Genomic DNA, 24,644 nt, shown 5'->3' with positions numbered 1-24,644 from the left:
AAAACAATATTACTAACTCAATTAGCTTGCTTTTTTAAACAAAGGATCGGCTCCAATAGTCCCAATTAAGCTTTCAAGATAGGTATCTGATTTTGCCTCTTTATAAAGCGCCTTTACCGATTTCAATCTATCTTTGATATTCATCTCGGCAACCAGTTCCTCGTTATCTGAATTTGAAATAAAATCTTCCAAATAGCTGATTTGAGCATCGTAAAAACGAATGTCCTTTTGTTGTTTTAATTTCAGTCGTTCTTTGTACCAATCACTTTTGAGCACATAATCCCTGTCAAAGAATTTACGCAATTCTGGGTCGCTTATATCTTTGCCTTCATAATGACCATAGGCCATGATATGCAACAGGATTTGTAGCGGAGGAATGGCCGCATTAACACTTCCATCTTCAAAATAATTCAGTGCTACTTTCTGTTGCGCCTCAGTGATGTTGTTGATGCCATCCACATAGTCCTCCATGCCCTGAAGTTCCGGTTTCAACATGCGTTCGCTAAACACTGCGGTAGGTTCGTCGAATATACGATTCAAACAATACAGGTCAAATTTTCTGGTAATTCTATAACCTAGGCGGCTTGCTAAAATTTTCTTGCCTTTGTATTCAAAATCTTCTAGTTTTTCTAAGGAGCCATTCGCAATCAGGTTTTTAGGATCCCTGTCCTCGGGAGTCATTCTGGCCCAAATTTCAGGAATCAATAAACTTACGTCGTGGTCAATTCTGTTTTCAGCTCCAACATAGCCGGCTGCAGTACTAAATCCATTAGATTCAGTCAAAATATGAGATAATAAGGCGTTGTTCAGATCCGTTGTTGGTGTTAACATGTTAAACGGTGCCTTGGTTAACGCACCCTCGGAACCAGCTCCCGTAGTGGACGGCGATTTACCAGTTAAACTACAAACAAAATCCATAAACAACTCAGGGGTTTCCTGATAGTGGATCGGGTTGTAAACTGCTAATGGTCTAATGCCCGCCTTTTTATCCACTGGGTTGTTTCTTCTGCCTGGTAGAACTGCATTTACCACATGGATCACAGGATTTTCGGCCTTAATTCTTCTGCGCAAACGTACCCCGATATCAGAAACGTAGGATGCTTCATTTTCGTTATAGAATCTGTTTGGCTCCAAATAACGCGGGTTTTTGGTTGGTAGGCCATCCTCAATAATCCTTGGGTGGGACGGTAGCACAAATTGGATATCGTCGTCATCCTTATTAATAATATCCAGGATAAAATCCTTAACCGGTTGAGTGTACTTGTCAAAATTAATGGTGTCCTCATAGATGGCAATGGCATCGTCCTTGGTTAACATTTGGTAATTGGTCAAAAATCTACCGTCTGAAATGATATCCAATTCCGCACCTTTGTCGTAACCCCTAACGATGGCCTCATCTGGTCTTTGGAACAAGTGGGCTTCACAGTTTATCAATACTTTTACACTAGGATTGCTGTACTCTGGGTTCAGGTTTTTAAACTGGTTTCTTGGTAATGTGATTGAAGCCGAAATATCGTCCTCGGTTTGTATCTTTTCACTTGCCGAGAAATCCGAACGCAACTTATTTAACATCCAGTTGCCTTGCTGATTGAACCCAATGCGCACATAACTACCCATAACAGGGTTATTGTTGTATCGTAATGAAGTCCCCTGAACGCCATTGACAATTTCTACCGACATCATGTCCTTCCAGTTAAGGGTGGCACCATGTGCCTGTCTGTACAAGCGTTTTATGAATAGAACTAACGAACGCACATGAACCGGAATGCCTTCTAGCCAAGCGTTGAATTCATCGGAGTTTTCGTCGGACGGCGTTAACAATTTCACCACCGAACCAAGAGTTCTTTTTTCACTTAAGAAGGATCTTGATTTTGGACGGTTGGGGTCTTTGTCCTTCCAACGGGTAGAGTAGTTGAACTCAATAATTTCCTCAGCTTTTTTGAAATCTTCTTCAATATTTTGAAGGTTAAAGTTGCTATATGTGATTGCATTTTGCATGGACTTGGAAATCTCTGATTTACCACCTCCAGACACGGTACACGGTTTGTGGCAAAACACACCTTCTGGAAAGGTTTCCACCATACGCCACAAGTTAATCTTTGGGTGTTTTTCCAATCTGAGCTTATTACCAGTTGGATGCACATAAGTTTTAAAAGGCGATAACGTCAATTTCTGGGTTTTGCCCTTGTATTCCCATGTAATATTGTTTTTGTTAATATTGAAATAGGACGTCTCGGGGATATAAATGATATTTGGATATTTATTGTCCACCGCATAGTTTTCAGGCATAACAGTAATCCTGTCTGCTAATAGTGTTTTTACCTCCTCAAAGGTGTGGGTCAATCCGTAATACCTTGAATAATCCACGCCGTTTACGGTATCCCCCATAATACGTCTTGCGTAGGCAATGGCGCCACCGGCATGCTCTTCTTCCAATGATCCGTAAAGGTTGGCTGAATAGCTGATTTGCGTTTTGATTTCCTTTTTGGAATAGCCGTAATAGTTGTCCGCTATCAAAGTAATGACTACACCTCGGTCATCCCTGCAAGTGATTTTAAACGCACCACCGTCATTGTAAAGCTCATTTTCATCTGTCCAGCACATGCCATCTTTACGTTGTCTTTCGGTGGCATCATCATAATGAGGTAAGCCCAAATCTTTCTTTTTCAATTCTTTTAAATGAGGCGCTAAAACGATACACCCGGTATGGCCTGTCCAATGTTCAGGATCCAGTGCGGCATCGTTTTGGGCAAGGTTTGGGTCTCCCGCATTACCAAAAATATTTTCCACAAAATCAAGATTACTTACCAAATTCCCTGGAACAAAAAAGCGCACTTCCAAGGATTTTTTAGGAACGATACCCTTTACTTCTGGGCAAACCGTTGGCCTTAGCATCATGGATACTATTACCTTGGCTTTGTCTTCCTGACTGGAGGTGAAGGGCAATACTTTTAAGTCCTCTGGTGGGTTAAATGCGGCATTTAAAAAGTGGGCGAATACCACTTTCGGTACTTCTTTTTTATCCAAAGGCACAGGTAAGGTGCCTTCTACAATATGGAACGTTCCTTTTGTGGTTCTTTTATCGTGAAGCGGGTTATTCAAAACTCCCTGCTTTATGCGGTTGGACGTTACCAAATCACTTTTAAAGAGATTGCCATCTGGGGGCAAACTAATTTCCCGTGCCTGTCCTTTTTTAGTTAGGATGAGGGTGTGGTTGGGCACCATAATCGGTTTTTTAATATCAATTTCCTTAAGGTAATCGTCAATAAAGCTTTGGATCCTCTTATCCACAGGGGAATGATGGCTGGACAGCAATCGGGATTTCTCCTTCAAGCTTTTGATGAGTCCACCGGTTAATTCCTCAAACTTCGGATCTAAAAATTTTTCTCTACTGTCTGGTTTATCTTTAAAAGTGGGTTGGCCTAATGACGCTAATTGCAGATTGATAAATTGAATAATGTCTTTTCTTGATTCTTTCATGATGCTTTAAACTATTGAATGATAAGTGAATACATTCATATTCAAAGCAAATTTAGAATTACGATGCCTAAAAAAACATGTCAAAAGTCATGTTGCTGGGATTATTTTTGCTACAACGATGTAGTGAATATGGGGAATAATCTTAACCAACTAATGAGATAATACCTAAGGACGGTTCAAAATGTTAACCTAATTATCGGCCAAACTTAGCTCAGTTCCATCATACGGACAGTAGGACCATTTTCCGTTTAGCATTTTGTTACATTCCTTGCAGACTTTTTCCTTTAACAAAGAACCTAATGGCAATTCGACTACATTTTCAAAATCACCAAGAGAAAAATAAAGATTTTCAGAACTGTACGGGTCAACCGGAAGAATTTTTTTAAAACCGGGATTTTTGAATAGAAAAACTTGCATATTCTCACCCATAGGACCGAGCATATTACTCATCATAGGTTTTATAAGTGATAAAAAATTGAGCAAATCTGGATCGTAGTTTTTTTCGTTCTCAAGCTGAAGTTCTTCGGTTTTGAATTTGACTTTTAAAGAGGATTGAATGGAATCTTTCGAAGCATAGGTGACACCGCCAAACAACCCTACTTTTCCTTTTACGGCAATTATGGTCACATAATTTTTTAGAAGATTTATGATGGCTTCACTTTCTGATTTGGAGACTGTTTTATCCTGAGAAAACACCACATTCCAATATTCTGTAGGAATCCACCAAATTAGATCAATGGATTCTGTAGAGTCACTGGAATATTGCGTTTCGGTGATAAGTTTGTCGAGGCTTACATTTTCAAATTCTTTTTTTTGGGAAAATGAAAATTGGAATGTGAGAAAGGTGATTAGGACAATAACAATTTTTTTCATCAATGGTTTCTTTGTGCTAATTTACTTAAACCCATTCAAACCCGTTACATCCAATCCCGTAATTAGTAAATGAATATCATGAGTGCCTTCATAGGTTATGACGCTTTCTAAATTCATCATATGGCGCATGATGGAATATTCTCCAGTTATGCCCATACCACCTAAAATTTGTCGTGCCTCCCGAGCTATGTTTATGGCCATTTCAACATTGTTGCGTTTTGCCATGGAGATTTGTGCCGAGGTAGCTTTGCCTTCGTTTCTTAAAACCCCGAGTCGCCATGCCAACAATTGCGCCTTGGTGATTTCGGTAATCATTTCGGCCAGTTTTTTTTGTTGCAATTGGAATTGCCCAATGGGTTTGCCAAACTGCGTGCGCTCCTTGCTATATCGCAGTGCGGTGTCGTAGCAATCCATGGCAGCACCAATGGCGCCCCAAGCAATACCGTAGCGTGCGGAATCTAAACAGCCCAAAGGTGCGCCTAACCCTGATTTATTGGGTAATAAGTTTTCTTTTGGTACTTTAACATTATCAAAAATCAATTCTCCAGTTGCCGATGCCCGAAGGGACCATTTATTATGGGTTTCAGGAGTAGTAAATCCTTCCATGCCTCGTTCCACGATCAATCCGTGAATGCGACCTTCTTCATTTTTTGCCCATACTACAGCTACTTGGGCAAAGGGTGCATTGCTGATCCATAGCTTGGCACCATTCAAAAGAAAGTGGTCGCCTTTATCCTTAAAGTTGGTCGTCATGCCTCCGGGGTTGCTCCCGTGGTCTGGCTCTGTGAGGCCGAAACAACCGATCCATTCTCCGCTGGCCAGTTTCGGTAGGTATTTTTTGCATTGTGCCTCACTGCCGTATTTCCAAATAGGATACATCACTAATGAAGATTGCACAGAGGCTGTCGAGCGAATCCCGGAATCGCCCCGCTCAATTTCCTGCATAATCAGGCCATAACTAATTTGGTCCAAACCTGCCCCGCCATATTCCATCGGAATATAAGGGCCAAAAGCTCCGATTTCAGCCAAACCGCCAATAATTTGTTTGGGGAATTCTGCCTTTTGGGCATAGTCTTCAATAATGGGAGAAACATTCCGTTTTACCCATTCACGGGCAGAATCTCGTACTAATTTATGTTCGTCTGAAAGTAATTCATCTAAATTGTAATAATCCGGGGCTTCGAACAAATCGGGTTTCATAAATTATATATTATTCAGTTTTATTGCAAATTTATTGAAAATAGTTTGCCAAAAATAGTTTTTACTGAGAAATGTTTAATCAAAAAACAGCCAACAGGAAACAAGAGGCTTTGGAGTTTGGCTTTTGTCTCGATCGCTATTGGAATTGGGATTTGAAATTTGAGTATGTTACATCTTCAAATAAAAATCCTTTGTCAGATTGATGTAGTCCTCCGTGTATTGATGGCGTTCCGTTTCTATTATCAACGTGTTGTTGGATATCGTTGTTTTTTGAAATGAGAACTCCATCAAACTTCTTTTAAAATTTGAAGTTGCATTTCCCTTTACATTTAGAATTCTGCTAGGGAAAAGCCTTGTTGTTTTAGCCAATTGAATAAATCTGTCTTCTTCTTCGAACGGCACAATAACGCAAAATTTACCATTTTCGGATAATAATTCGGATACACTTTCCAAAAGATGCTCAAAAGGCATGGCATCTTGAAACCTTGCCAAGTCCCGTTTTTCGTTCCTTGTTTTATAACCTTCCAGATAAAATGGAGGGTTAGATACAATTAAATCGTACTTGTCGTCAATTTCATTGGTAAACTCTTCTAAAGAGGCATGATAGCAAAATAGTCGGTCTCCCCAAGGTGATTGCTCAAAGTTTTCAACACACTGTTCATAGGCATCACTGTCTATTTCTAAGGCGTCAATCACTTGCGCAATACTGCGTTGTGCCAACATCAAGGCTAGGATACCCGTTCCAGCTCCAATATCCAGAATGGAAAAGGGTTGTTTTTCAATGGAAGTCCATGCACCCAGTAGTACTGCATCAGTGCCAATTTTCATAGCACATTTATCTTGATCGACTTTAAAATTTTTGAACTGAAACGTAGCGTTTTTCATTGAATAGGCAAGCTTACTTTTAAAAATATAGTAAAAAGTTTAAAGTCCGAAGATACTATTTTGAGATTTACACAAAAAGTGAATTTTTAAAACCGAACATCAGGTCTGGGCGCAGGATAGTAAGGTTCATCTACAAACGTTGTTTCTGCTAATTAAACAGGTGTTATTTTTTAGATGCCGTAAGCTGAGAAATACAATATTTTGGCATTTGCATCAAGTAAATGGGGAATTATAATCGTATCGAACTAATGGTTTGATTTTTCTCTTTTGTTACGATTGAAAATGTCAAAAAATGAGTAGGTCTTTCCAGGTTACTTATAGATACTATGAATTGTGTTGAACTTTTTTTGATGACATTTCAAAACCTTCTCCGATGTGTAAGTGTAATCCATTAAATCGATGTCATGAAACCAATGATTTTATTTCTAGCACTTTCAATTTTAGTACTGGCTTTTGGTTGAAGCAAAGCAATCCTTACGAAAAGATATTTATGTTAAAAATTCGTGTTCCGATGAGTTTGAACTTAAAATGATAATTATCCCTATAAACTAAATAACGAAGAAAGGACAAGAGTAAACTCAGCCTATTAAACTACCATAAAAATGAAAAATTTTAAAATTAAAACCTGTGCCATTATTTGGCTTGTATTAATGAGCTTTTTTAACTGTAGCAAAAATGATGTTGCAAGTGAAGAAAAGGAAGAAAAAACTGAAGAGAACCATTCAGGTTTAGCACTTGTTGACCAAGTAAGTTTAAGTAGTGTGGACGATGAGTTTGGAATTGACATTATAGCCACCAATAACGGCTATATAATATGTGGCGTGGCAAATGACGAACGCCCTTATCTTATTGCAATAGATAAAAACCTGAACGTAATTTGGGAGAAAAGATTGGGAACAAGCGGTGTAGGTGGATTTGAGAGGATTATTAAAACGAAAGATGGCAATTACGTTGCAACTGGTTTTACCGAAGTTACTGGCAATGATTTAGACTTAGACGTATATGCCGTTAAAATAAATGATTCCGGTGAAATCCTTTGGGAGAATACGTTCAACTTCAATTATATTACGGACACAACCATGGATATGATTGAGGCTTCCAATGGCGATATTGTTATTGCCGGTAGTAAGCTAACAGAGCCTCTGCCTGCAAGTATTTTAGATACTAAAACGGATATTTTGGTAATCAGAATTGATGCGGGAGGTGATTTGGTTTGGTCCAAAACTTTCGGTGAGGTTGACAGTGATGAAGGGTTGTCTTCAATTATGGAAGATAGCAACGGTGATTTTTTGATAGGGGGCTCTTTGTCCGTTGAAATTCCCAGTAATAATGGCAGTATTGTCACTACTAGTGAAAGCGATGTGCTGTTGCTTAGGGTAAATTCACAGGGTCAGTTGCTGACCAGTAAAACATTCGGTTCTTCTGAAAACGACGGCGCCGCAAGACTTCATAAACTTAGTAATGGACAAATTGTTGTACTAAGTGCCAGTTCCGGTTCCGATCAAGATATTATCCAGCAAAATAAAGGCGTACAGGATGTATGGTTGTTTACAATAGATAGTAACTTCAATATTGCTAATCAAGCCAGCTTTGGTGGTGTGGGGATGGATTATGCCAGTAGACTAATAGAAAAAGGCAATGGCGAGTTACTTTTGATAGGTGATACAAACTCACATTTAATTACAGCCAGTAATGCCTTTGCCTCCTCTGATGTATGGATTTTGAGGCTGTCGTCTGCATTTACGGTCTTAGATGAAATTACTATTGGGGGTAGTGATCATGATGGAGCTTCTGGGGCTATATTGGATAGTGACGATAATTTGGTAGTTGTTGGGAGTTCAGTGTCAACGGACGGCGATGTGGCAAACAATATGGGTAATTGGGATATTTGGGTGACTTTTATAAAAGATTTTGAATAATTCATTTGAAGTGTAAAATGCACGGTTAAAAATGGGCTGGATGCATTGAATAGCTTTCTGGGTAATCTCAACCAAACCAATACCACCTAGAGGATCCCAATGGGCACCGTCATTTCCAGTAAGCACTTCTACTGAAGCTACCTTGTTCTGGTTCAATTCTTGAAGACCAGTCGCGCGAAAAGAAAGTTTGTCCATTTTGTATAAATTCAATTTAAAAATAACCTAAAGAGTCCGAGAAAGTCATCTTTTTGGGCTTTTTTGCTGAAACTTCAACATCATTCAAAGCTAAAACTTTACCGTCTGTAGTTTTTGTCTTAGCGTGAAGATGGTTTAACGTGATAAAAACCGAAGGCACGAAACCCTACAACAATATATTTCATGAATAAAGGCTAAATCCTACATAAATAATTGGATATCAGTCATTTGTAATAGGATTTGATCAGTTGCTATGTAATTTGAAATTTTTGTTTTAAGTAGGGAAAAGAGTGTCAACAAAAATGGAAAAGTAGGCATTTCAGATTTATAATTTCAATATTTTATGCGATTTAATGGACTTTTTCTTGCGAAATTGAAACTAAAATTGTACGTTTGTCGAGTAAATTTGCTTTTTATCGATAATGTTGATTAGGAATTTTCCAACCCCAAATTCTTAATTATGAAAAAAAAGTACAATTTTTGCTCTCCTATCTTAACCGTAATCTGCGTCTTTTTGTTTGGGATTTGCATTGCAAATGCTCAGACAATACAAGTAGAAGTGCTGGGAGGAGCGGTGGTGACCCAAGGCTCAACTGTTACGATCAATGCAGGAAATACCATTGACTTTAGAATTACGAATACATCTGCTGGATGTACGAAGTTAAAAGTACAAGATGTTGATATTTCAAATACTACCGATTTTGATATTAGCCCAAATAATCCGAAAAGAACTGTTCGGTCTCAAGGCTGTAAAAACTGGAAAAAATACCTTGATTTTGAAATTGAGAATATAAGTCCTAATTGCACAACTACAAGTACTTTAGTAACTATTGAAATCAAAAACCAAGCGGATTTTACCTTTACGGTAGAGGTGAATTCCGCCCCGGAAATATATGTTTTGGGTGGGAGTCCATTTGCCGATATCATGCATGGTGACACTGCTACTTCTGATACAAACGGTACTTATTTTGGTATTGTAGATGAAGGTAATGTGGAGGTAAGGCGATATGCTATCGCCAATATTGGAAGCTGTGATTTGGATATATCCACAATTACAAGCTCAAATTCAGATTTTGCTGTATCATCCCCGTACCCCATTCCATTTAATGGTTTGGATCCATTCTTTTTCATTGTTTTTGACGTAACATTTACCGCTCCAGTGGCTGGTACTGGAACGCAATCTGCTACCATAAGCATTGGGAATTCAGATAACACCACATTCACATTTGTAGTTGAGGCCGAGATGTTTAACGAGAATATTCCAGGTCCGGGAGGTATTACCGCCGATTTTAGGCTCTGGTTAAAATCTACAAGAGGTATTGTTGATACCGCATCAAAAGTTTCAGAATGGCAAGATTTAGGGACGAATGGCAAAGATGCCATTCAGCCAACTGGCACCAATCAACCAACGTATTTAGATACAGCAGCGGACAATATAAACTTTAACCCTGTAATAAAATTTGAAAATGACGGTGGTGCAACGGAGCAATATTTATACAATGCCACCAATGGCTTTTATAGTCAGGACATATTTATAGTGATGATTCCCGATGCTACGATGACAAACGCATCCGCCAGAAACACGATTTTTGCGGGAACATCCTCCGGAAATGCCGGGGATATCACAGGTGTAGGCTTTGGGGATTATTCTTCAGAATTTACTAATGAAACACTGTCCTACAATCAGGACGTAGCTGGTGGCGGTAGTTATAATGGCGAGGCAGAAATTAGTTCTACCTATGCTAATGCGGGGATTATTAATGTTAGAAACAACTCGGCAACTTCGCCCACCGGACAGGATATATTATATAATTCTGTGGTTTTGTCTACCAATTCCGTTAATGATATTGCTTTTGCGAACGTGGGCTCACCTGGCCCTCCAATTTTAGGTACTGAATATTGGATAGGTCGTAATTTTGATGTCCAAGGAAGTTTAAATGGAAGGGTAGCTGAAATTTTCACTTTTGCTGAACGCGTTACAGATGCAGATCGTCAAAAAATAGAATCCTACTTGGCCATTAAATATGGCCTGACTTTAGGTGCTTCAACTGAGGCCCAAAAGGACTATATCAATTCCTTTGACACAAAAGTTTGGGACATTACCGCAAATGCCGGTTATAATTATCATGTGGCAGGAATTGGTAGGGATTCTATTTCTGATTTGAATCAAAAGCAATCTAAAACGTTGAATATGCTCAACGAAGTGACTGTAGGCCTAAATGGTATTTCAACTACCAATAGTGCTAATATTCATGAGTTTGAAAATGATGGCGACTTTTTGGTTTGGGGTTCAAATGATTTAGCCTATACGGCAAGTGGCTCAAACACTATTACTATAAGTTCTGGAATTACTACTTCTTTAACCAGAGTATTGCGCCAGTGGAAAATTATTGAATCTACTGAGGTTACAAGTGACGTTGGCAACGTTTTCCTTAGCATTCCATCGGGAGCCTTTAGTGGTTTCACTTTAGGAGCAGACGAGGAATATGTGCTAGTCGTCGCAGATGCGGATACGTTCGCCAACGCTGATATTATCGATGTGATTCCCTTAAAAGATGATGGCTCGGGAAATCTACAAACTTGGTACGATTTTGATGGAACAAAATATTTTACTTTCGGCAAGGCCGGCAAGTATTCAAATGACAGGGCAGTAAGTATTGGTTCGGGCGACTATATGGTAGGCGAGTACGATCTAAACCTAAACGTTGATGACTTCACCATTTCCGCATGGATAAAAAATACGACAACGTCCGGAACAAGAACTATAATGGCCAAAGGCGAAAAATTACAATTGAGATTGAACGGCAATGAGGAAATTGAGGTGATGATGGATGATGCCGTTACCCCACGGTTTACATCTAATGTTCAAATTAATGACGGCAAATGGCACCAAATTACATTTGTGTATAATAGTGGTACTATTTTCTTGTATGTGGATGGCGTTTTAGATAAATCCGAGCAGGATGTTGTGCACCCTTCACCAAACTACAATAACTTTTCTGTTGGTGCGGTTTACGTTAATAAAAACAATATACTCAATCCGTTTTTGGGAGAAATTGATGAAATTTATGTTTGGGATTGTGGGCTTTCTGAAGACCAAATTAGATATCTTATGAATCAAGAAGTGGAGCGTTTTGATATTTCGGGTACTGATTACGTTACAGGTAAAATTATTCCCCAAGCCAGTGCCAGTAATGAAGTTGCTGCTATTCAATGGTCTCATTTACGGGCCTATTATGACTTTAATTCATTCTACGGCTCAACTACCGAAGGTTTGACAGACGCTAGATACTTCTTGAGATTGAAATATTTGGATAAAGACAAATCCATGACTGATGCGCAAACCATTCCTGCGCCTTATATTTCGGCAAATGATGGGACTTGGGATACAGCAACTACATGGAGTAATAATGCCGATCAAGTCGTTCCAAATACAACAAGTTTGGATGGTTCCACAGTAGTGGACTGGAATATTGTTGAAATTGGACATAACATTACCTCGGGAGACAGGGATATTTCGGTTCTGGGACTCACCCAAACCGCAGGAAAATTAACCATCGCCGATCCTATTGAAACTCAAAATGAAACCAATTCAGGTCAGGCATTAACAGTTAGCCACTATTTGGAAATTGATGGCGTAATTGATTTGGTAGGAGAATCACAACTCATACAAACAGATATAAGCATAATTGATGCCGATAGTGGTGGTTATATTGAGCGGGACCAACAGGGTACGGCAAATGGCTTTAACTATAATTATTGGTCATCATCCGTTGGCCCAATTACAGGAAATACCGCTACTAGAGGTACTGGAATTTCGGCATCTAACGCAAATAATAACATGGTTGGCTTTTTAAATGACGGGACCATTTCAGGACTTTACCAAGATTTGACTTACAGTACTTCTGCAACTGCAAGTGATGGGACTCCGCCACCACCAGGATTTGCCAGAACCATTAGTTCGCATTGGCTATATAAATTTTACGGTGAAGCCGACAATTATTTTGCATGGGAGAAGATTGATGAAAACACGGCTTTACTACCTGGCGAAGGATTCACTATGAAGGGGACATCAGGCACGGTTGCAATAACTACGCCCCAAAACTATGTTTTTGAAGGCTTACCGTACAATGGGGATATCACGCTTGAGTTGGATAATTCATCGGGAGAAGTTGATCGCTTAATTGGTAACCCATATCCTTCCGCCATAGATGCAACAGAATTTATATTGGATAACTTAAGTATTGCTGACGGAGGTACTAATACCAACGGAACAATTTTTAATGGCGCATTATATTTTTGGGATCATTTCGGTGAGGAGAATTCTCATGTTTTAAAAGAATATGTAGGGGGCTATGCTACTCGAAATTTAACTGGTGGTGCGGCCGCTATTTCTAATGATGCTCGAATCAATAACACATCTGACGGTGGAGGAGCCGCAACGGGGACAAAAGTTCCGGGGGAATATATTCCCGTAAATCAGGGGTTTTTCGTATCCACGGCGTTGGACGGATTTGATAACGATAACGGTACCCCAATACTTACGGTTGATGGTGGTGATATTGTCTTCAAAAATAGCCAGCGGATTTTCGCCAGGGAAGATGGGAGTACATCGCTTTTTACAAAACCTGGCTCAAAAAAAGGAAGTAAACAAATTGCAGATACAGGAGTAGAAAAACCGATGATAAAATTGATTTATAGTTCTCCGCAAGGCTACCATAGGCAATTGGTTTTGGGCGCTGATCCAAATGCATCTTTAGATTTCGATTTAGGTTATGATGCTTTTATGCTGGATGTTGGTATTGAAGACATGTATTGGTTGATTAATGATAGCAGGTTTGTGATTCAGGGAGTAGATGGATTTGAACAAGCACAAAAATATGACTTGGGAGTAAAGGTTAAAGAAGCCGGAATTGCAAAAATGAGTATGGAGTTTAAAGAAAATAGCGATGTTGCTGTCCATATTGAAGATACTGAAACTGGTGAAGTCTTTAACATTGAAAACGAACCCTTTGAGGTGTATTTGGAGGCCGGTACATATAATGATCGATTTAAACTGGTATTTGCAGGCCAATCTCAATTGTCAATTGATGGAGTTCAATCCGCACAGGGTAAATTGGAAACTTATTTTGATAGAGAGGCATCGGTACTAAAAGTAAACCTGATTTCAAAAGCCGAGGCCTTAGGCGCTTCGCTCTCAAATATAATGGGCCAACAAATTTTGGAACAAAACGTTTCCTCGAATAACTTCAAAATGCCAATAAATGTCAATTCAGGCGTTTACATTTTAAACGTAAAAACCGCACAGGGTACACTAAGTAAGAAGTTAATTTTAGAATAGAAAAAGGATCGTAATTTGGCAGAACAAAGGGGGCGCGTGCGAATAAGCGACTAATTGTTCTTATGCTATCCTTTAATGTAAATTCTACTTGATGGATTCGGTTTTTTAAAGCGCTTCTCATTAAAAGCCCCATAAAATTTAAATTCTTAGGTCGAAATCACATCATTTAAAAAAGGAGCTTGATTTTCTTCGGACATCTTTTATGGTGAGTCTATTCCAGAGAGCATCATTTTATAAATACAGAAAAAAGCTGTAATATTGCATTTTGTATACAAAATGCAATATCGAAAAAGTGATTGAATATACAGACTTAAGCCGGCCTATTTATAAGCGTTTAAAGGAGATGATTCGAAACGGCGAATTGAGGCAGGGAGAAAAAATAGTGCAGGAAAAGATAGCCGAACAGTTAGGAGTAAGTAGAACGCCACTTATGAAAGCTTTGCTGGCCCTTGAGAATGAGTATTTGGTAGAAAGTATCCCTCGACGTGGCATGTACATCAAGACATTGGACCATAGTCAAATTATTGATATTTACGTGTGCAGAGAGGCTTTGGAAGGTATGGCCGCCAGAATTTTGGCAGAAAAAAAAGAGCCTACCGCGGTTAAAAAGCTAAAAGACTGTTTTTCTCCTTTTGTTGGTTTGACCGAGATCGACCAGCAAACTTACGCCGATGCGGATGAGGTATTCCATTCACTATTGATAACACTTACGGGCAACAAACCATTGGATAATATCTACTTTTTTAGCAACATACACGATAAGGTTGTCGGGCACGGCTTAGTGAGGTCACCAGAGGAGACCTTGGAAGAACATTTTAATATCATTGCAGCGATCGAGGAAGGGGATGCGGATAGAGCTGAAGAACTTGCAAGAGCACATATCAGTAAATCAAAAGAATTATTAATAAACCAAAGTAAAAAACAAAGAAAGTGAGTAATTACAAAATTGCAGTAGTGCCAGGTGATGGCATTGGTAATGAAATTGTACCACAAGGACTGAGAGTTTTAGAGGCCGTGGCCAAAAAGCACAATTTTTCAATCGAAACTGAGGAGTTTGGTTGGGGTGCGGGATATTATTTGAAACACAATCAATTTATGCCAGATGGTGGGATTGAAAAGTTAAGGGCATTTGATTCAGTGTATTTTGGTTCCGTTGGTCTTCCAGCAGTGGACGACACCTTGCCGGCAAAAGACTATACCTTTAAGGTGAGAACACATTTCAATCAGTATGTGAATCATAGACCTGTGCGCACATATCCGGGCGTAACGAGACCTATTCGCTCTGAAAAGCATATCGATTTTGTAATTGTAAGAGAGAACAATGAAGGAGAGTTTGTCCAAATGGGCGGGCAATATTTGCCAGATTTTGAAAACGGGATGGGTATCGATACCAGTGTTTTTACGAGAAAAGGTATTGAGCGCGTGGCGCACTATGCGTTTAAGTTGGCCAGAACCAGGCGTAACAAAGTAACGCATATTACAAAGTCCAATACTTTAATCAATAGTTTATCTTACTGGGATAGGGTGATTAAAGAAGTGGCCGAACAATATCCGGATGTCGAACACCAACAGATGTATATCGACAATTCTACGGCCATGTTCGTACTAAAGCCAGAACAATTTGACGTAGTTCTGACTACAAACTTATTCGGTGACATTTTGAGTGATTTAGGAGGTGCTATAATGGGAAGTCTTGGCTTAGGAGGTAGTGGTAATATCAACCCTGAAAAGGAATTTCCATCAATGTTTGAACCGATCCATGGGTCGGCTCCAGATATTGCAGGTCAGAATATTGCTAATCCTTACGGGCAGATTTGGTCTGTGGCTTTAATGTTGGAGCATTTAGGCGAGTCCGAAGCAGCAAACAATATTATGGAGGCTATTGACAAGTCAACCTCTTCAGGGGTGTTGACGGTAGATTTAGGAGGCAAAGCCAGTACTACTGACGTTGCCGACGCGGTCATAGCAAACCTTTGATTAGTAGCAAAATGGATAGGGTAGTTGATCTAACTATGGCATACCACAACGGTATCAATGGTTTTTCCAAAGAAGTTGCAAAAACCAAAGATAAAGACGGGTGGAATGCCAGTACCCTATCCTTTTATTCCCATGTGGGTACACACATGGATGCCCCATTTCATTTCAATGTAAGCAACCAAACCATTGATGAAATCCCTGTGTCAGATTTTATTGGACGTGCTTATGTAATTGATGCACGGGAGGTAGGACCTAAGGGGTTGATTGAGGTAAATCATATTCCTAATGAAGTTCGTGAAAAATTTATCGAGGGCGATAGTTTGATCATTTGGACGGAATGGTCTAAACATGCTGGAACACAAAAGTATCGGGACAATTTACCGCGAATCAGTGAGCAATTTGCCCATTGGTGTATCCAACATAAAGTAAAAATGATTGCGGTGGAACCACCGTCGGTGGCAGATGTAAATAATCTGGATGAGGTGACCAAAATCCATGAGATTCTTCTCGCTGGTGTGGTGATTATCGAAGGTATTACCAATATTGAAAGTTTAAAATCCAATTGCGTTCAGCTTATTGCCTTGCCATTAAAGATTAAAGAAGGTGACGGAGCTCCCGCACGTGTTATCGCCATTGAAAATTATTGATGCCAAAAAGCCTTAAACATATTTTAAGCAATCTTCCTTCTGAAGATACGAATGATTATCGCTCCGAAAACAGAGCGTTGTTTTCCAAATTGGATAAAACCTGCATCGTTATTGACGATGACCCCACTGGGAATCAAACCGTTTATGACATTCCATTATTGACAGAATGGAGCATGGACGTCTTTATAAAGGAATTTATTGAGGGCACGCCAGTGTTTTATGTATTGACAAATTCAAGAAGTTTAACACCGGAAGCCACTTCAAAAATTTATGAGGAAATAGCCCAAAATATTTTGAAGGCATCAAAGGTTACCCAAAGAAAGTTCAGCATAGTTAGCAGAAGCGATTCCACATTACGCGGTCATTTTCCATTGGAGCCTAAAATGCTGCAGAAACATTTGAATTTAAATGAGGCCATTACCGTATTTATTCCGGTAATGTTTGAGGGCAATCGTGTTACTGTGGAGGATGTCCATTTTATTAAAAATGGGGATGACCTCACCCCGGTTAATGAAACCCCTTTTGCCCAAGACCATTCCTTTAAATATTCAAACGCAAATTTAAAAGCCTATATCGCAGAAAAAACAAATGGCGATATTCAGGTTTCTGATGTTTTCTCTTTTTCATTGGAGGATATTAGGCAATTGGACGTAAACGTCCTTGCTGAAAATATTTTGGAAATCCCAGCAATGGCCTACTGTATTTTTAATAGTTTGAATTACGCCGATTTGGATAAAGTATCTCAGGCATTACTAAGAGCGGAGTCTTTAGGCAAACCAATAGTTTATAGGACTTCAAGTTCTTTCGTGCCATCATATATCGGGTTAGAACCCAGAGGATTACTAACTTCAAAAGATGTGTTTTCTGAACACAACACTAATGGAGGTTTGACCATTGTAGGATCCTACGTAAAAAAATCTTCAGAACAATTGAGTAATGCCCTTTCTGTTTTTCAAAAGGAGAGCATCGTAGAAGTAGATGTATCTCAAGTACTTTCCACTGAATATGAGGCATATTTGAATGACCTGATTTCGAGAATAGATGCTCATATTTCTCATGGCATAGATGTTATCGTTTATACCAGTAGAAAACTGATAACGGGGAATTCCCAGAATGACACAGTCGATATTGCCATGAAGATTTCAAACGCTTTGGTAACCCTCGTGAGCGGCATTTCTATACGCCCGAAATACATCATTGCAAAAGGCGGGATTACATCCCACGATTTGGCAACAAAAGGCCTTGGTATGAAACGATCCAAAGTTTTGGGGCAGGTACAACCTGGAATCCCTCTATGGGAAATGGGCGAGGACACCCGTTTTCCAAGATTGCCATACATTGTTTTTCCTGGAAATGTTGGGGATGCCAATACTTTAAAAACCATTATAACTAAACTAAAACACCATGATTAGAAACTCCAAACGCTATAGGTTTTTCCTTGGCTCATTCTTAATTACTTTGTTGCTTTACGTGGACAGGGTATGTATTTCTTCGGCTAAGGATTCTATTGCCGGCGATTTAGTTTTGACCGATATCCAAATGGGTTGGGTACTCAGTGCCTTTGCCCTTGGATATGCATTGTTTCAAGTGCCCGGAGGTGCATTAGGAGACAAATATGGGGTTAGGAAAGTGATGACATGGATTATGGTATTGTGGTCCATTTTTACATCATTAACCGGAGCGGCGTGGAACTACATATCTATGTTATTTTTCAGATTTACTTTTGGTGCAGGAGAGGCGGGAGCATTTCCCAATATTTCAAGGGCTGCTTTCTCATGGATACCAACAAAGGAAAGAGGCCTCTTTCAGGGCATAAACTTTTCTGGATCCCGATTAGGTGCGGCTTTCGCTCTGCCATTGGTGGCCTATCTTATTGATGCTTGGGGGTGGCGGAATATCTTTTACTTTTTTGGAGCCATAGGGATTATATTCGCTGTTATCTTTTACTGGGCGTTTAGAAACAAACCGGAAGATCACCCCGGGTTATCCGATGCCGAAAAGGAATATATCGTGAACAATAGGCAACAGGCCGTTGAGAAAAAAGGAGGTAATCTTTCAATAGGCACTATTCTTGGATCAAACAATGTCATACTGGCCATGATACAGTATATCGGAAGTAACTTTATTTTCTTTTTTATGTTGACGTGGTTGTTTCCGTATATCAAAGCGAAGTATGAATTAGGACTTGTAGCCACTGGTTTTTATGCCATGATGCCCTTGTTGGCAGGTGCATTGGGGAACTGGGTTTCAGGTTTTATGGTGGACAGTATTTACAAAACAGGAAAATGGAAGCAGTCCCGGCAAATCCCCGCTACCATTGGATTTGTTTTGGTGGTGATAGGTATACTTTCCAGTCTGTATATGGATACACCTCTGGGCGCGGTATTATGTTTATCGGTTGCTATTTTTGGAGCAGATATGACCTTGAGCCCATCGTGGTCTTTTTGTATGGATATTGGTGAAGAAAATTCCGGAAAGGTTTCTGGAATGATGAATATGGCTGGGAATATCGGTGCATTTACAACGGCATTGGCTTTTCCATACCTTCGTGAATGGACTGGAGCCGATGAGCCATTTTTCTATGTTGCCGCCGCGCTTGGATTTGTGGCCATATTTTGCTGGTATTTTATGAACCCCAATAAAAAATTAAGTGATGCGTAAATTAAAAGGAGTTGCAATAGGGGCCGGGTATTTTAGTCAGTTTCAGTATCAGGCGTGGACTAGAATTCCAGAAGTTGAAATCACGGCGCTTTGTAATTCCAACAAAGAACGGGCAAAAGGGATTATGGATGCTTATGGTGTAAAGAAACATTATACCGATTATAAAGAAATGATTCTTGAAGAAAGACCTGATTTTGTGGACATCATCACACCACCTGAAACGCATTTTGAGATGTGCAAGTTTGCTGCAGACCATGGCGTTCATATTATCTGCCAAAAGCCCATGGCACCAACTTACGAAGATTCAGTGCGAATAGTGGATTACGTTTCGAAAAAGAATGTGCGTTTCGTGGTTCACGAAAATTTCAGATTTCAACCTTGGCACAGGGAGATTAAAAAACTGATTGAAAATGACGAAGTCGGAGCGCTTTTCAATCTTAATTTTAGGTCTCGCATGGGTGATGGATGGGGAGAGGATGCATACCTATCCCGCCAGCCCTACTTTCGGGATTATAAAAAACTATTGATTTATGAAACGGGTGTCCATTTTATTGACACTTTCAGATATCATGCTGGAGAGGTGAACAATGTATACGCCATTTTAAAACGACATAATCCCGTCATTAAAGGTGAAGATGCTGGATTAATGGTGATGAATTTTGAATCGGGAGCTACTGCAGTGTGGGATGCCAACCGATACAATGAGAGTAATATTGAAAATTTCCGATATACCTTTGGTGAGTATTTGGTGGAAGGTTCAAAGGGCTCTATCCGTTTATATAATGATGGTAAAATTACTGTACAGCATTTGGGAAAAACTGAAAAAGAGCATCAATATGAACATCGCAACATTGGTTTCGCTGGAGACTGTTGCTATATCTTTCAACGCGATTTTATCGATAAACTGATTTCAGGAGCATCTTTTGAAACCAATGGCCCAAGCTATTTAAAGACACTGAAAATCCAGGAAGCCGTATATAAATCTGCTGAAACCAACTCATCAATCAAAATAATTTAGGGTTCAATTTTGTAAAACTTAGTTGTTTAGCATGCTATTTTTGTAAATTGCATCTTCGTTTTACTTAGATATAATCCGGATGGTCACTTTAAAACAGCTTGCAAAGGAACTTAACGTTTCAATTTCTACCGTTTCCAAAGCACTTAACGATAGTGAAGAAATAGGTGAGGATACCAGGAAGCGCGTAAAGGAGCTAGCTGAATTGTATAACTACAAGCCCAATAAGGTAGCGCTGAGCCTAAAGCAAAACAAAACGAAAACCATTGGGGTGATCATCCCGGATATCCTAAACCATTTTTTATCCAAAGTACTTTTTGGGATTGAGCGGGAGGCCAGTAAGCATGGCTATAATATTATCACATGTATCTCCAATGAATCCTTGGAAAAGGAAAAGGAAAGCCTGGAACTTTTGGCCAATGGGAGCGTGGACGGTTTTATTTTGAGTTTGGCTGAAGAAACCCAAATAAAAAATGAAGTACAGCATTTAAGGGATACCATGGTGCAGGGATTGCCTATTGTGATGTTTGACAGGGTAGCCCATGACGTCATGTGCGATAAGGTAATTGTGGATAATTTTGAAGCAACCTATAATGCGACCAAGAATTTAATTGCCGAAGGAAGGCAAAATATTGTCTTTATTAGTAAAATAGATGACATAAGTGTTGGTAAATTAAGGGAACGTGGCTATAACAAAGCAATTTTAGAAGCTCAAATGTCGCCTTTGGTTTTAAAAATTAAGAAAGGCGATGATATCCAACAAAAAATTAAAAAGCTTTTAAAAAAGAATAAAACTATTGACGGAGTTGTGGCCGCAGAGAGTGCCTCTGGAGTTGTTTCCATTAATATGGCGATAAACCTGAAGACAAAAGTGCCAAAAGATATTTCAGTAGTTGGTTTTTCGAGTAAAGCTGTATCCAATCACTCGGTACCTAGATTGGCTATTATCAGACAACATGCCAAAAGAATCGGAGCCATGGCAGCAGAGATGCTTATTGCGCGTTTAAATAGTACTACTGAATCACAAGCTGATTTTTCAACAAAGGTGATAAAAACCAGTTTTGTAAAAAGCGAATCGACCTTATAAACCTTTGGGTTGGAATGATGGGCTTAGTTGAAAGAAAATACAGGTAAAAAACACAATATGCAGTTAATCGATGTTTTTTGTCGATAAAATATGCTTTTTATCGATTATTTTATCAAATACTACCTCTCGCCTCTACTTTCGTACCATATAACGAGCAAGCTATATTCCCTCTCTGCACGTTATGTTAATTAATCCTTTTTTTGACCCAGGTCATTCTCCCTCAAAAATTTAAAAATCATTTCGTATGCTTTTATGCATCCGATTTTTAAAGTTAATTATTCCATTTTCCCTTGATTAAGATTTTAAATTAAAATCTTGATTTTTTTAACGTGTAAGTTTTTAAAACTTAGATAAAGAGAAATAGTTTAACCTTAAATGTTCGAATGAATATGAAAGCCCTAAAAATTACCTTAATCTTAGCCTTTTTAGCTGCCTCTTTAACCTCTTGCGTAAAGCAGGATTTGAATGAAGATGATGTTTTAGTATCACCTGATACCAGTAAGCCAGCTCCTTTTACAGGAGGTAATGCTCTTGACAACTAAAATATTAGATTTCAAGATTAGCATAGAATTAAGAAAAAGCCCTTCAGATTATTCTGGAGGGCTTTTTTGTTTTGACAAATAATAAATACATTTGAGGGAAAGTAGCGCAATTAATTTATTTTGAAGTTGAAATTTACTTTGTTGTTTTTGTTTTTTAGTATATGCATTCTAAATGCTCAGCAAAGTGAGAATTTAAATAAGATAGATTCAATTCATAAATATATATCTTCAATAAAGTCATCGGATTCACTTTCAATTGCGCATCAGCACTACCAAATCGGTGAACTATATAGGTATGCACTAATAAATGATAGCGCATATTATTATTACCAAAAGGCTAAAAAAGTATTTAAACAGTTTGACAACAGATTTGAGACTTCAGTCACCCTGTACAGACTTGCGGGGATGCAAGCTTATGATAAGGATTATACTGGTAGTGAGGTTAGTGCTTTCGAATCTATTGCACTGCTTGAGGATTTGCCACAAACTAATGAAATAAGAAAGTTTAAAGCATATAATTATAATCTTTTGGGAATTATTTTTGATGAACTTGAACTTTTTGAAGATTCTATAAAATATTACGATTTAGCTCTGTCTATTAAAATGGGGCTTGAAGGAGACTTTGAAAGGAGCATAGGAGCAACTTTAAATAATTTGGTGAAAGTCTATAGAAGATCAGGTCAATTTCAGCTTGCAAAGGATACCTACAATCAAATAATTTCCAACAAAAGTCTTGTTAATAGTCATCCTGATATCTACGTTCTGGCACTTGGAAATTACGGCAAAACACTTTATGAGTCAGGCGACTTGGAACAACTTCCAGGAATTTATTTAAAAGCTTTAAAAATAACCGATAGTATAAATGACAGCTATAATTCAATAATCTTGCACCAGCATCTTGCCGAATATTATAATGATAATAATCTCACAGATTCCGCAAAATACTATGCCTATAAGGCAAAAGAAATTTCCAAGGATTATGCCAATGACGATTTATTGAAATCTCTGATGCTGCTCTCAAAAATTGAAGAAGGTGAAAAGGCCACTAAATTTCTTGAACAGTATGTTACACTAAGCGATAGCCTGCAAAAGGCTGAACGTGCCATCAGAAATAAATTTGCAAGAATAAGGTTTGAAACCCAACAGATAGAGCAGGAAAACATACGTATAGCCCGAGAACGCATGTGGTTGATCATTATCTCGGTCATCTTATTGGTGGCGGCACTGCTGCTTTATGTGATTATATCTCAAAGGGCTAAGAATAAAGAGTTGGAATTCAATAGGCAACAACAAGAAGCCAATGAAGAAATCTATAATCTGATGCTTGCTCAAAATGATAAAATCGAGGAAGCTAGAGCTCTTGAGAAAAAACGAATTTCAGAAGAACTGCATGATGGGGTTTTAGGGCGACTATTCGGAACCCGTTTGAGTTTGGATAGTTTAAACCTGAACCCTTCGGTTGAGGCTATTAAAACCCGAGGACAGTATATTGACGAATTGAAGACTATCGAAGAGGATATCCGAAAGGTATCCCACGAGTTGAATACTGATTTTGTTTCAGGTTCAGGGTTTGTAGATATCATCGAGACACTTGTTGAAACCCAAACCAATGCATATGGACTTGAATATGATTTATCCCATGACGATGACATTCACTGGGATGGCGTTTCTAACAAATACAAAATACATGTATATAGAATGCTACAAGAAGCACTGCACAATATTTATAAACATGCAGAAGCGACTAAAGTTGACGTTAGTTTTAAATTAAAAAATGATGTAATTTGTCTAATAATTAAGGACGACGGGTCCGGGTTTGATGTAAACAAGGCCAAATCTGGGATTGGCTTGAAGAACATGAATTCCAGGATAGGTGAAGTTGAGGGCAACTTGCATATAGAGTCGGAAAAAGAAAAAGGTACGACAGTAACCATTGAAATACCAACTAAAATAGAAGTATAATGACAGAACACATCAAAATTTTAATGATTGATGATCACCCAATGATTATTGAGGGGTATCAAAATACATTGTTGTTTACTAAGAAAGAAAATCAAGAACTGAGTATCGATATTGCTAACAATTGCGATGAGGCCATAATATTTATGGATAAGTCCGTCTCCAATGGTTTGCCTTATGATATGTTATTCGTAGACATAAGCCTACCCCCCTCTTCCGATGGAAAAATGAGTTCTGGGGAAGACTTGGCAGAATATGCCCGAAAGGTATTGCCAGATGCCAAAATCGTAATTCTTACCATGTTCAACGAATCTTTCAGGATTCACAACATCATGAAAAATATCGATCCCGAAGGTTTTTTGATAAAAAGTGATTTGACCTCCAGCGAATTGGCCAGTGCTTTTCAGGCTGTTTTGAATAATCCACCATTTTATAGTGGTACTGTAAATAGTTTTATCAGGAAATCCATTACCAGTGATATAGTTATCGATGATAGAAATCGAAAGATTTTACATTTGTTGTCTCAAGGAATCAAAACCAAAAGCTTGGCGTCCCACTTGGATATTTCTTTAAGTGCTGTTGAAAAGCGCAAAAAGCAATTAAAGGAGATTTTTTCGGTTGAGGACGGAAAGGATGAAACCTTACTTAAAGAAGCCCGTGACAAAGGGTTTATTTAATATTTCCAATCCAGAAAAGAATTAAAACGTGAAATAAAGTAAAAAAAACACATTTTTTTCCTCCCAAAAGTACCTCAAACAGTACATTCTATAACTAAACCGTAATTCTGTTACGGTTTTTCCGCAGCTCAAAGCCATATCTTATGGTTATCTTTGTTTTGTCAACATATCAGATTAATTAATCCC

Annotated in this window: 16 protein-coding genes; 12 read left to right on the top strand and 4 right to left on the bottom strand. The window is 38.7% G+C overall.

Going from position 1 to position 24,644, the window contains the following annotated elements:
• Window positions 1–21: 21 nt before the first annotated feature.
• The 4 genes from ACFSR8_RS07705 to ACFSR8_RS07690 form a co-directional block, all read right to left on the bottom strand.
• Window positions 22–3,480 carry a hypothetical protein gene (locus tag ACFSR8_RS07705; protein ID WP_380290708.1) on the bottom strand — a complete coding sequence of 1,153 codons (3,459 nt, stop codon included), beginning with the start codon at window positions 3,478–3,480 and terminating at the stop codon, window positions 22–24.
• A gap of 189 nt (window positions 3,481–3,669) precedes the next feature.
• Window positions 3,670–4,353 carry a hypothetical protein gene (locus ACFSR8_RS07700; RefSeq protein WP_380290706.1) on the bottom strand — a complete coding sequence of 228 codons (684 nt, stop codon included), beginning with the start codon at window positions 4,351–4,353 and terminating at the stop codon, window positions 3,670–3,672.
• Between the two features lie 21 nt (window positions 4,354–4,374).
• Entirely contained in the window at window positions 4,375–5,553 is a 1,179-nt protein-coding gene (locus ACFSR8_RS07695; RefSeq protein WP_380290704.1) for an acyl-CoA dehydrogenase family protein, read from the bottom strand.
• Between the two features lie 168 nt (window positions 5,554–5,721).
• The gene (locus ACFSR8_RS07690; protein ID WP_380290702.1) at window positions 5,722–6,381 is read right to left on the bottom strand and encodes a tRNA1(Val) (adenine(37)-N6)-methyltransferase; all 660 of its coding nucleotides are present in this window, start codon (window positions 6,379–6,381) and stop codon (window positions 5,722–5,724) included.
• Between the two features lie 659 nt (window positions 6,382–7,040).
• Here ACFSR8_RS07690 and ACFSR8_RS07685 point away from each other — a divergent pair.
• From ACFSR8_RS07685 to ACFSR8_RS07630, 12 genes are all read left to right on the top strand, one after another.
• Window positions 7,041–8,357, top strand: a complete 1,317-nt coding sequence (locus tag ACFSR8_RS07685; protein WP_380290700.1) for a hypothetical protein — start codon at window positions 7,041–7,043, stop codon at window positions 8,355–8,357.
• Between the two features lie 655 nt (window positions 8,358–9,012).
• Window positions 9,013–13,893, top strand: coding sequence for a LamG-like jellyroll fold domain-containing protein (locus ACFSR8_RS07680; RefSeq protein ID WP_380290698.1), 4,881 nt, complete (start codon window positions 9,013–9,015; stop codon window positions 13,891–13,893).
• Between the two features lie 292 nt (window positions 13,894–14,185).
• Window positions 14,186–14,827 (top strand): GntR family transcriptional regulator, encoded by a 642-nt coding sequence (locus ACFSR8_RS07675; RefSeq protein WP_380290696.1) that lies wholly within the window; start codon window positions 14,186–14,188, stop codon window positions 14,825–14,827.
• The gene (locus ACFSR8_RS07670; protein WP_380290694.1) at window positions 14,824–15,870 is read left to right on the top strand and encodes an isocitrate/isopropylmalate dehydrogenase family protein; all 1,047 of its coding nucleotides are present in this window, start codon (window positions 14,824–14,826) and stop codon (window positions 15,868–15,870) included. Before ACFSR8_RS07675 ends, ACFSR8_RS07670 begins: the two co-directional genes overlap by 4 nt.
• An 11-nt stretch (window positions 15,871–15,881) precedes the next feature.
• The gene (locus ACFSR8_RS07665) at window positions 15,882–16,517 is read left to right on the top strand and encodes a cyclase family protein (RefSeq protein WP_380290692.1); all 636 of its coding nucleotides are present in this window, start codon (window positions 15,882–15,884) and stop codon (window positions 16,515–16,517) included.
• Window positions 16,517–17,929: a four-carbon acid sugar kinase family protein gene (locus tag ACFSR8_RS07660; RefSeq protein ID WP_380290690.1), complete on the top strand. Its 1,413-nt coding sequence runs from the start codon at window positions 16,517–16,519 to the stop codon at window positions 17,927–17,929. The genes ACFSR8_RS07665 and ACFSR8_RS07660 overlap by 1 nt, the downstream gene beginning before the upstream one ends.
• Window positions 17,922–19,178: an MFS transporter gene (locus ACFSR8_RS07655; protein ID WP_380290688.1), complete on the top strand. Its 1,257-nt coding sequence runs from the start codon at window positions 17,922–17,924 to the stop codon at window positions 19,176–19,178. The genes ACFSR8_RS07660 and ACFSR8_RS07655 overlap by 8 nt, the downstream gene beginning before the upstream one ends.
• Entirely contained in the window at window positions 19,171–20,196 is a 1,026-nt protein-coding gene (locus tag ACFSR8_RS07650; RefSeq protein ID WP_380290686.1) for a Gfo/Idh/MocA family protein, read from the top strand. The genes ACFSR8_RS07655 and ACFSR8_RS07650 overlap by 8 nt, the downstream gene beginning before the upstream one ends.
• A 79-nt stretch (window positions 20,197–20,275) precedes the next feature.
• Window positions 20,276–21,280, top strand: a complete 1,005-nt coding sequence (locus ACFSR8_RS07645) for a LacI family DNA-binding transcriptional regulator (protein WP_380290684.1) — start codon at window positions 20,276–20,278, stop codon at window positions 21,278–21,280.
• Between the two features lie 389 nt (window positions 21,281–21,669).
• Window positions 21,670–21,822, top strand: coding sequence for a hypothetical protein (locus tag ACFSR8_RS07640; RefSeq protein ID WP_380290682.1), 153 nt, complete (start codon window positions 21,670–21,672; stop codon window positions 21,820–21,822).
• 126 nt (window positions 21,823–21,948) lie between these two features.
• On the top strand, window positions 21,949–23,784 hold the full coding sequence (locus tag ACFSR8_RS07635) for a tetratricopeptide repeat-containing sensor histidine kinase (RefSeq protein ID WP_380290680.1): 1,836 nt from the start codon (window positions 21,949–21,951) through the stop codon (window positions 23,782–23,784).
• Window positions 23,784–24,458, top strand: a complete 675-nt coding sequence (locus ACFSR8_RS07630) for a DNA-binding response regulator (RefSeq protein WP_380290678.1) — start codon at window positions 23,784–23,786, stop codon at window positions 24,456–24,458. The genes ACFSR8_RS07635 and ACFSR8_RS07630 overlap by 1 nt, the downstream gene beginning before the upstream one ends.
• The last annotated feature ends 186 nt before the right edge of the window (window positions 24,459–24,644 follow it).

Source organism: Hyunsoonleella rubra, from assembly GCF_042684665.1.
Classification (GTDB): Bacteria; Bacteroidota; Bacteroidia; order Flavobacteriales; family Flavobacteriaceae; genus Jejuia; species Jejuia rubra.
Note: the sequence above shows the minus strand (reverse complement) of the source record. Positions and strands in the feature narration are given on the sequence as shown.

What these genes read in the sequence shown, in the direction of transcription:
- ACFSR8_RS07705 (WP_380290708.1), bottom strand. Translation starts at nt 3,480, where the DNA reads ATGAAAGAATCAAGAAAAGACATTATTCAATTTATCAATCTGCAATTA.
- ACFSR8_RS07700 (WP_380290706.1), bottom strand. Translation starts at nt 4,353, where the DNA reads ATGAAAAAAATTGTTATTGTCCTAATCACCTTTCTCACATTCCAATTT.
- ACFSR8_RS07695 (WP_380290704.1), bottom strand. Translation starts at nt 5,553, where the DNA reads ATGAAACCCGATTTGTTCGAAGCCCCGGATTATTACAATTTAGATGAA.
- ACFSR8_RS07690 (WP_380290702.1), bottom strand. Translation starts at nt 6,381, where the DNA reads ATGAAAATTGGCACTGATGCAGTACTACTGGGTGCATGGACTTCCATT.
- ACFSR8_RS07685 (WP_380290700.1), top strand. Translation starts at nt 7,041, where the DNA reads ATGAAAAATTTTAAAATTAAAACCTGTGCCATTATTTGGCTTGTATTA.
- ACFSR8_RS07680 (WP_380290698.1), top strand. Translation starts at nt 9,013, where the DNA reads ATGAAAAAAAAGTACAATTTTTGCTCTCCTATCTTAACCGTAATCTGC.
- ACFSR8_RS07665 (WP_380290692.1), top strand. Translation starts at nt 15,882, where the DNA reads ATGGATAGGGTAGTTGATCTAACTATGGCATACCACAACGGTATCAAT.
- ACFSR8_RS07660 (WP_380290690.1), top strand. Translation starts at nt 16,517, where the DNA reads ATGCCAAAAAGCCTTAAACATATTTTAAGCAATCTTCCTTCTGAAGAT.
- ACFSR8_RS07655 (WP_380290688.1), top strand. Translation starts at nt 17,922, where the DNA reads ATGATTAGAAACTCCAAACGCTATAGGTTTTTCCTTGGCTCATTCTTA.
- ACFSR8_RS07650 (WP_380290686.1), top strand. Translation starts at nt 19,171, where the DNA reads ATGCGTAAATTAAAAGGAGTTGCAATAGGGGCCGGGTATTTTAGTCAG.
- ACFSR8_RS07645 (WP_380290684.1), top strand. Translation starts at nt 20,276, where the DNA reads ATGGTCACTTTAAAACAGCTTGCAAAGGAACTTAACGTTTCAATTTCT.
- ACFSR8_RS07640 (WP_380290682.1), top strand. Translation starts at nt 21,670, where the DNA reads ATGAAAGCCCTAAAAATTACCTTAATCTTAGCCTTTTTAGCTGCCTCT.
- ACFSR8_RS07630 (WP_380290678.1), top strand. Translation starts at nt 23,784, where the DNA reads ATGACAGAACACATCAAAATTTTAATGATTGATGATCACCCAATGATT.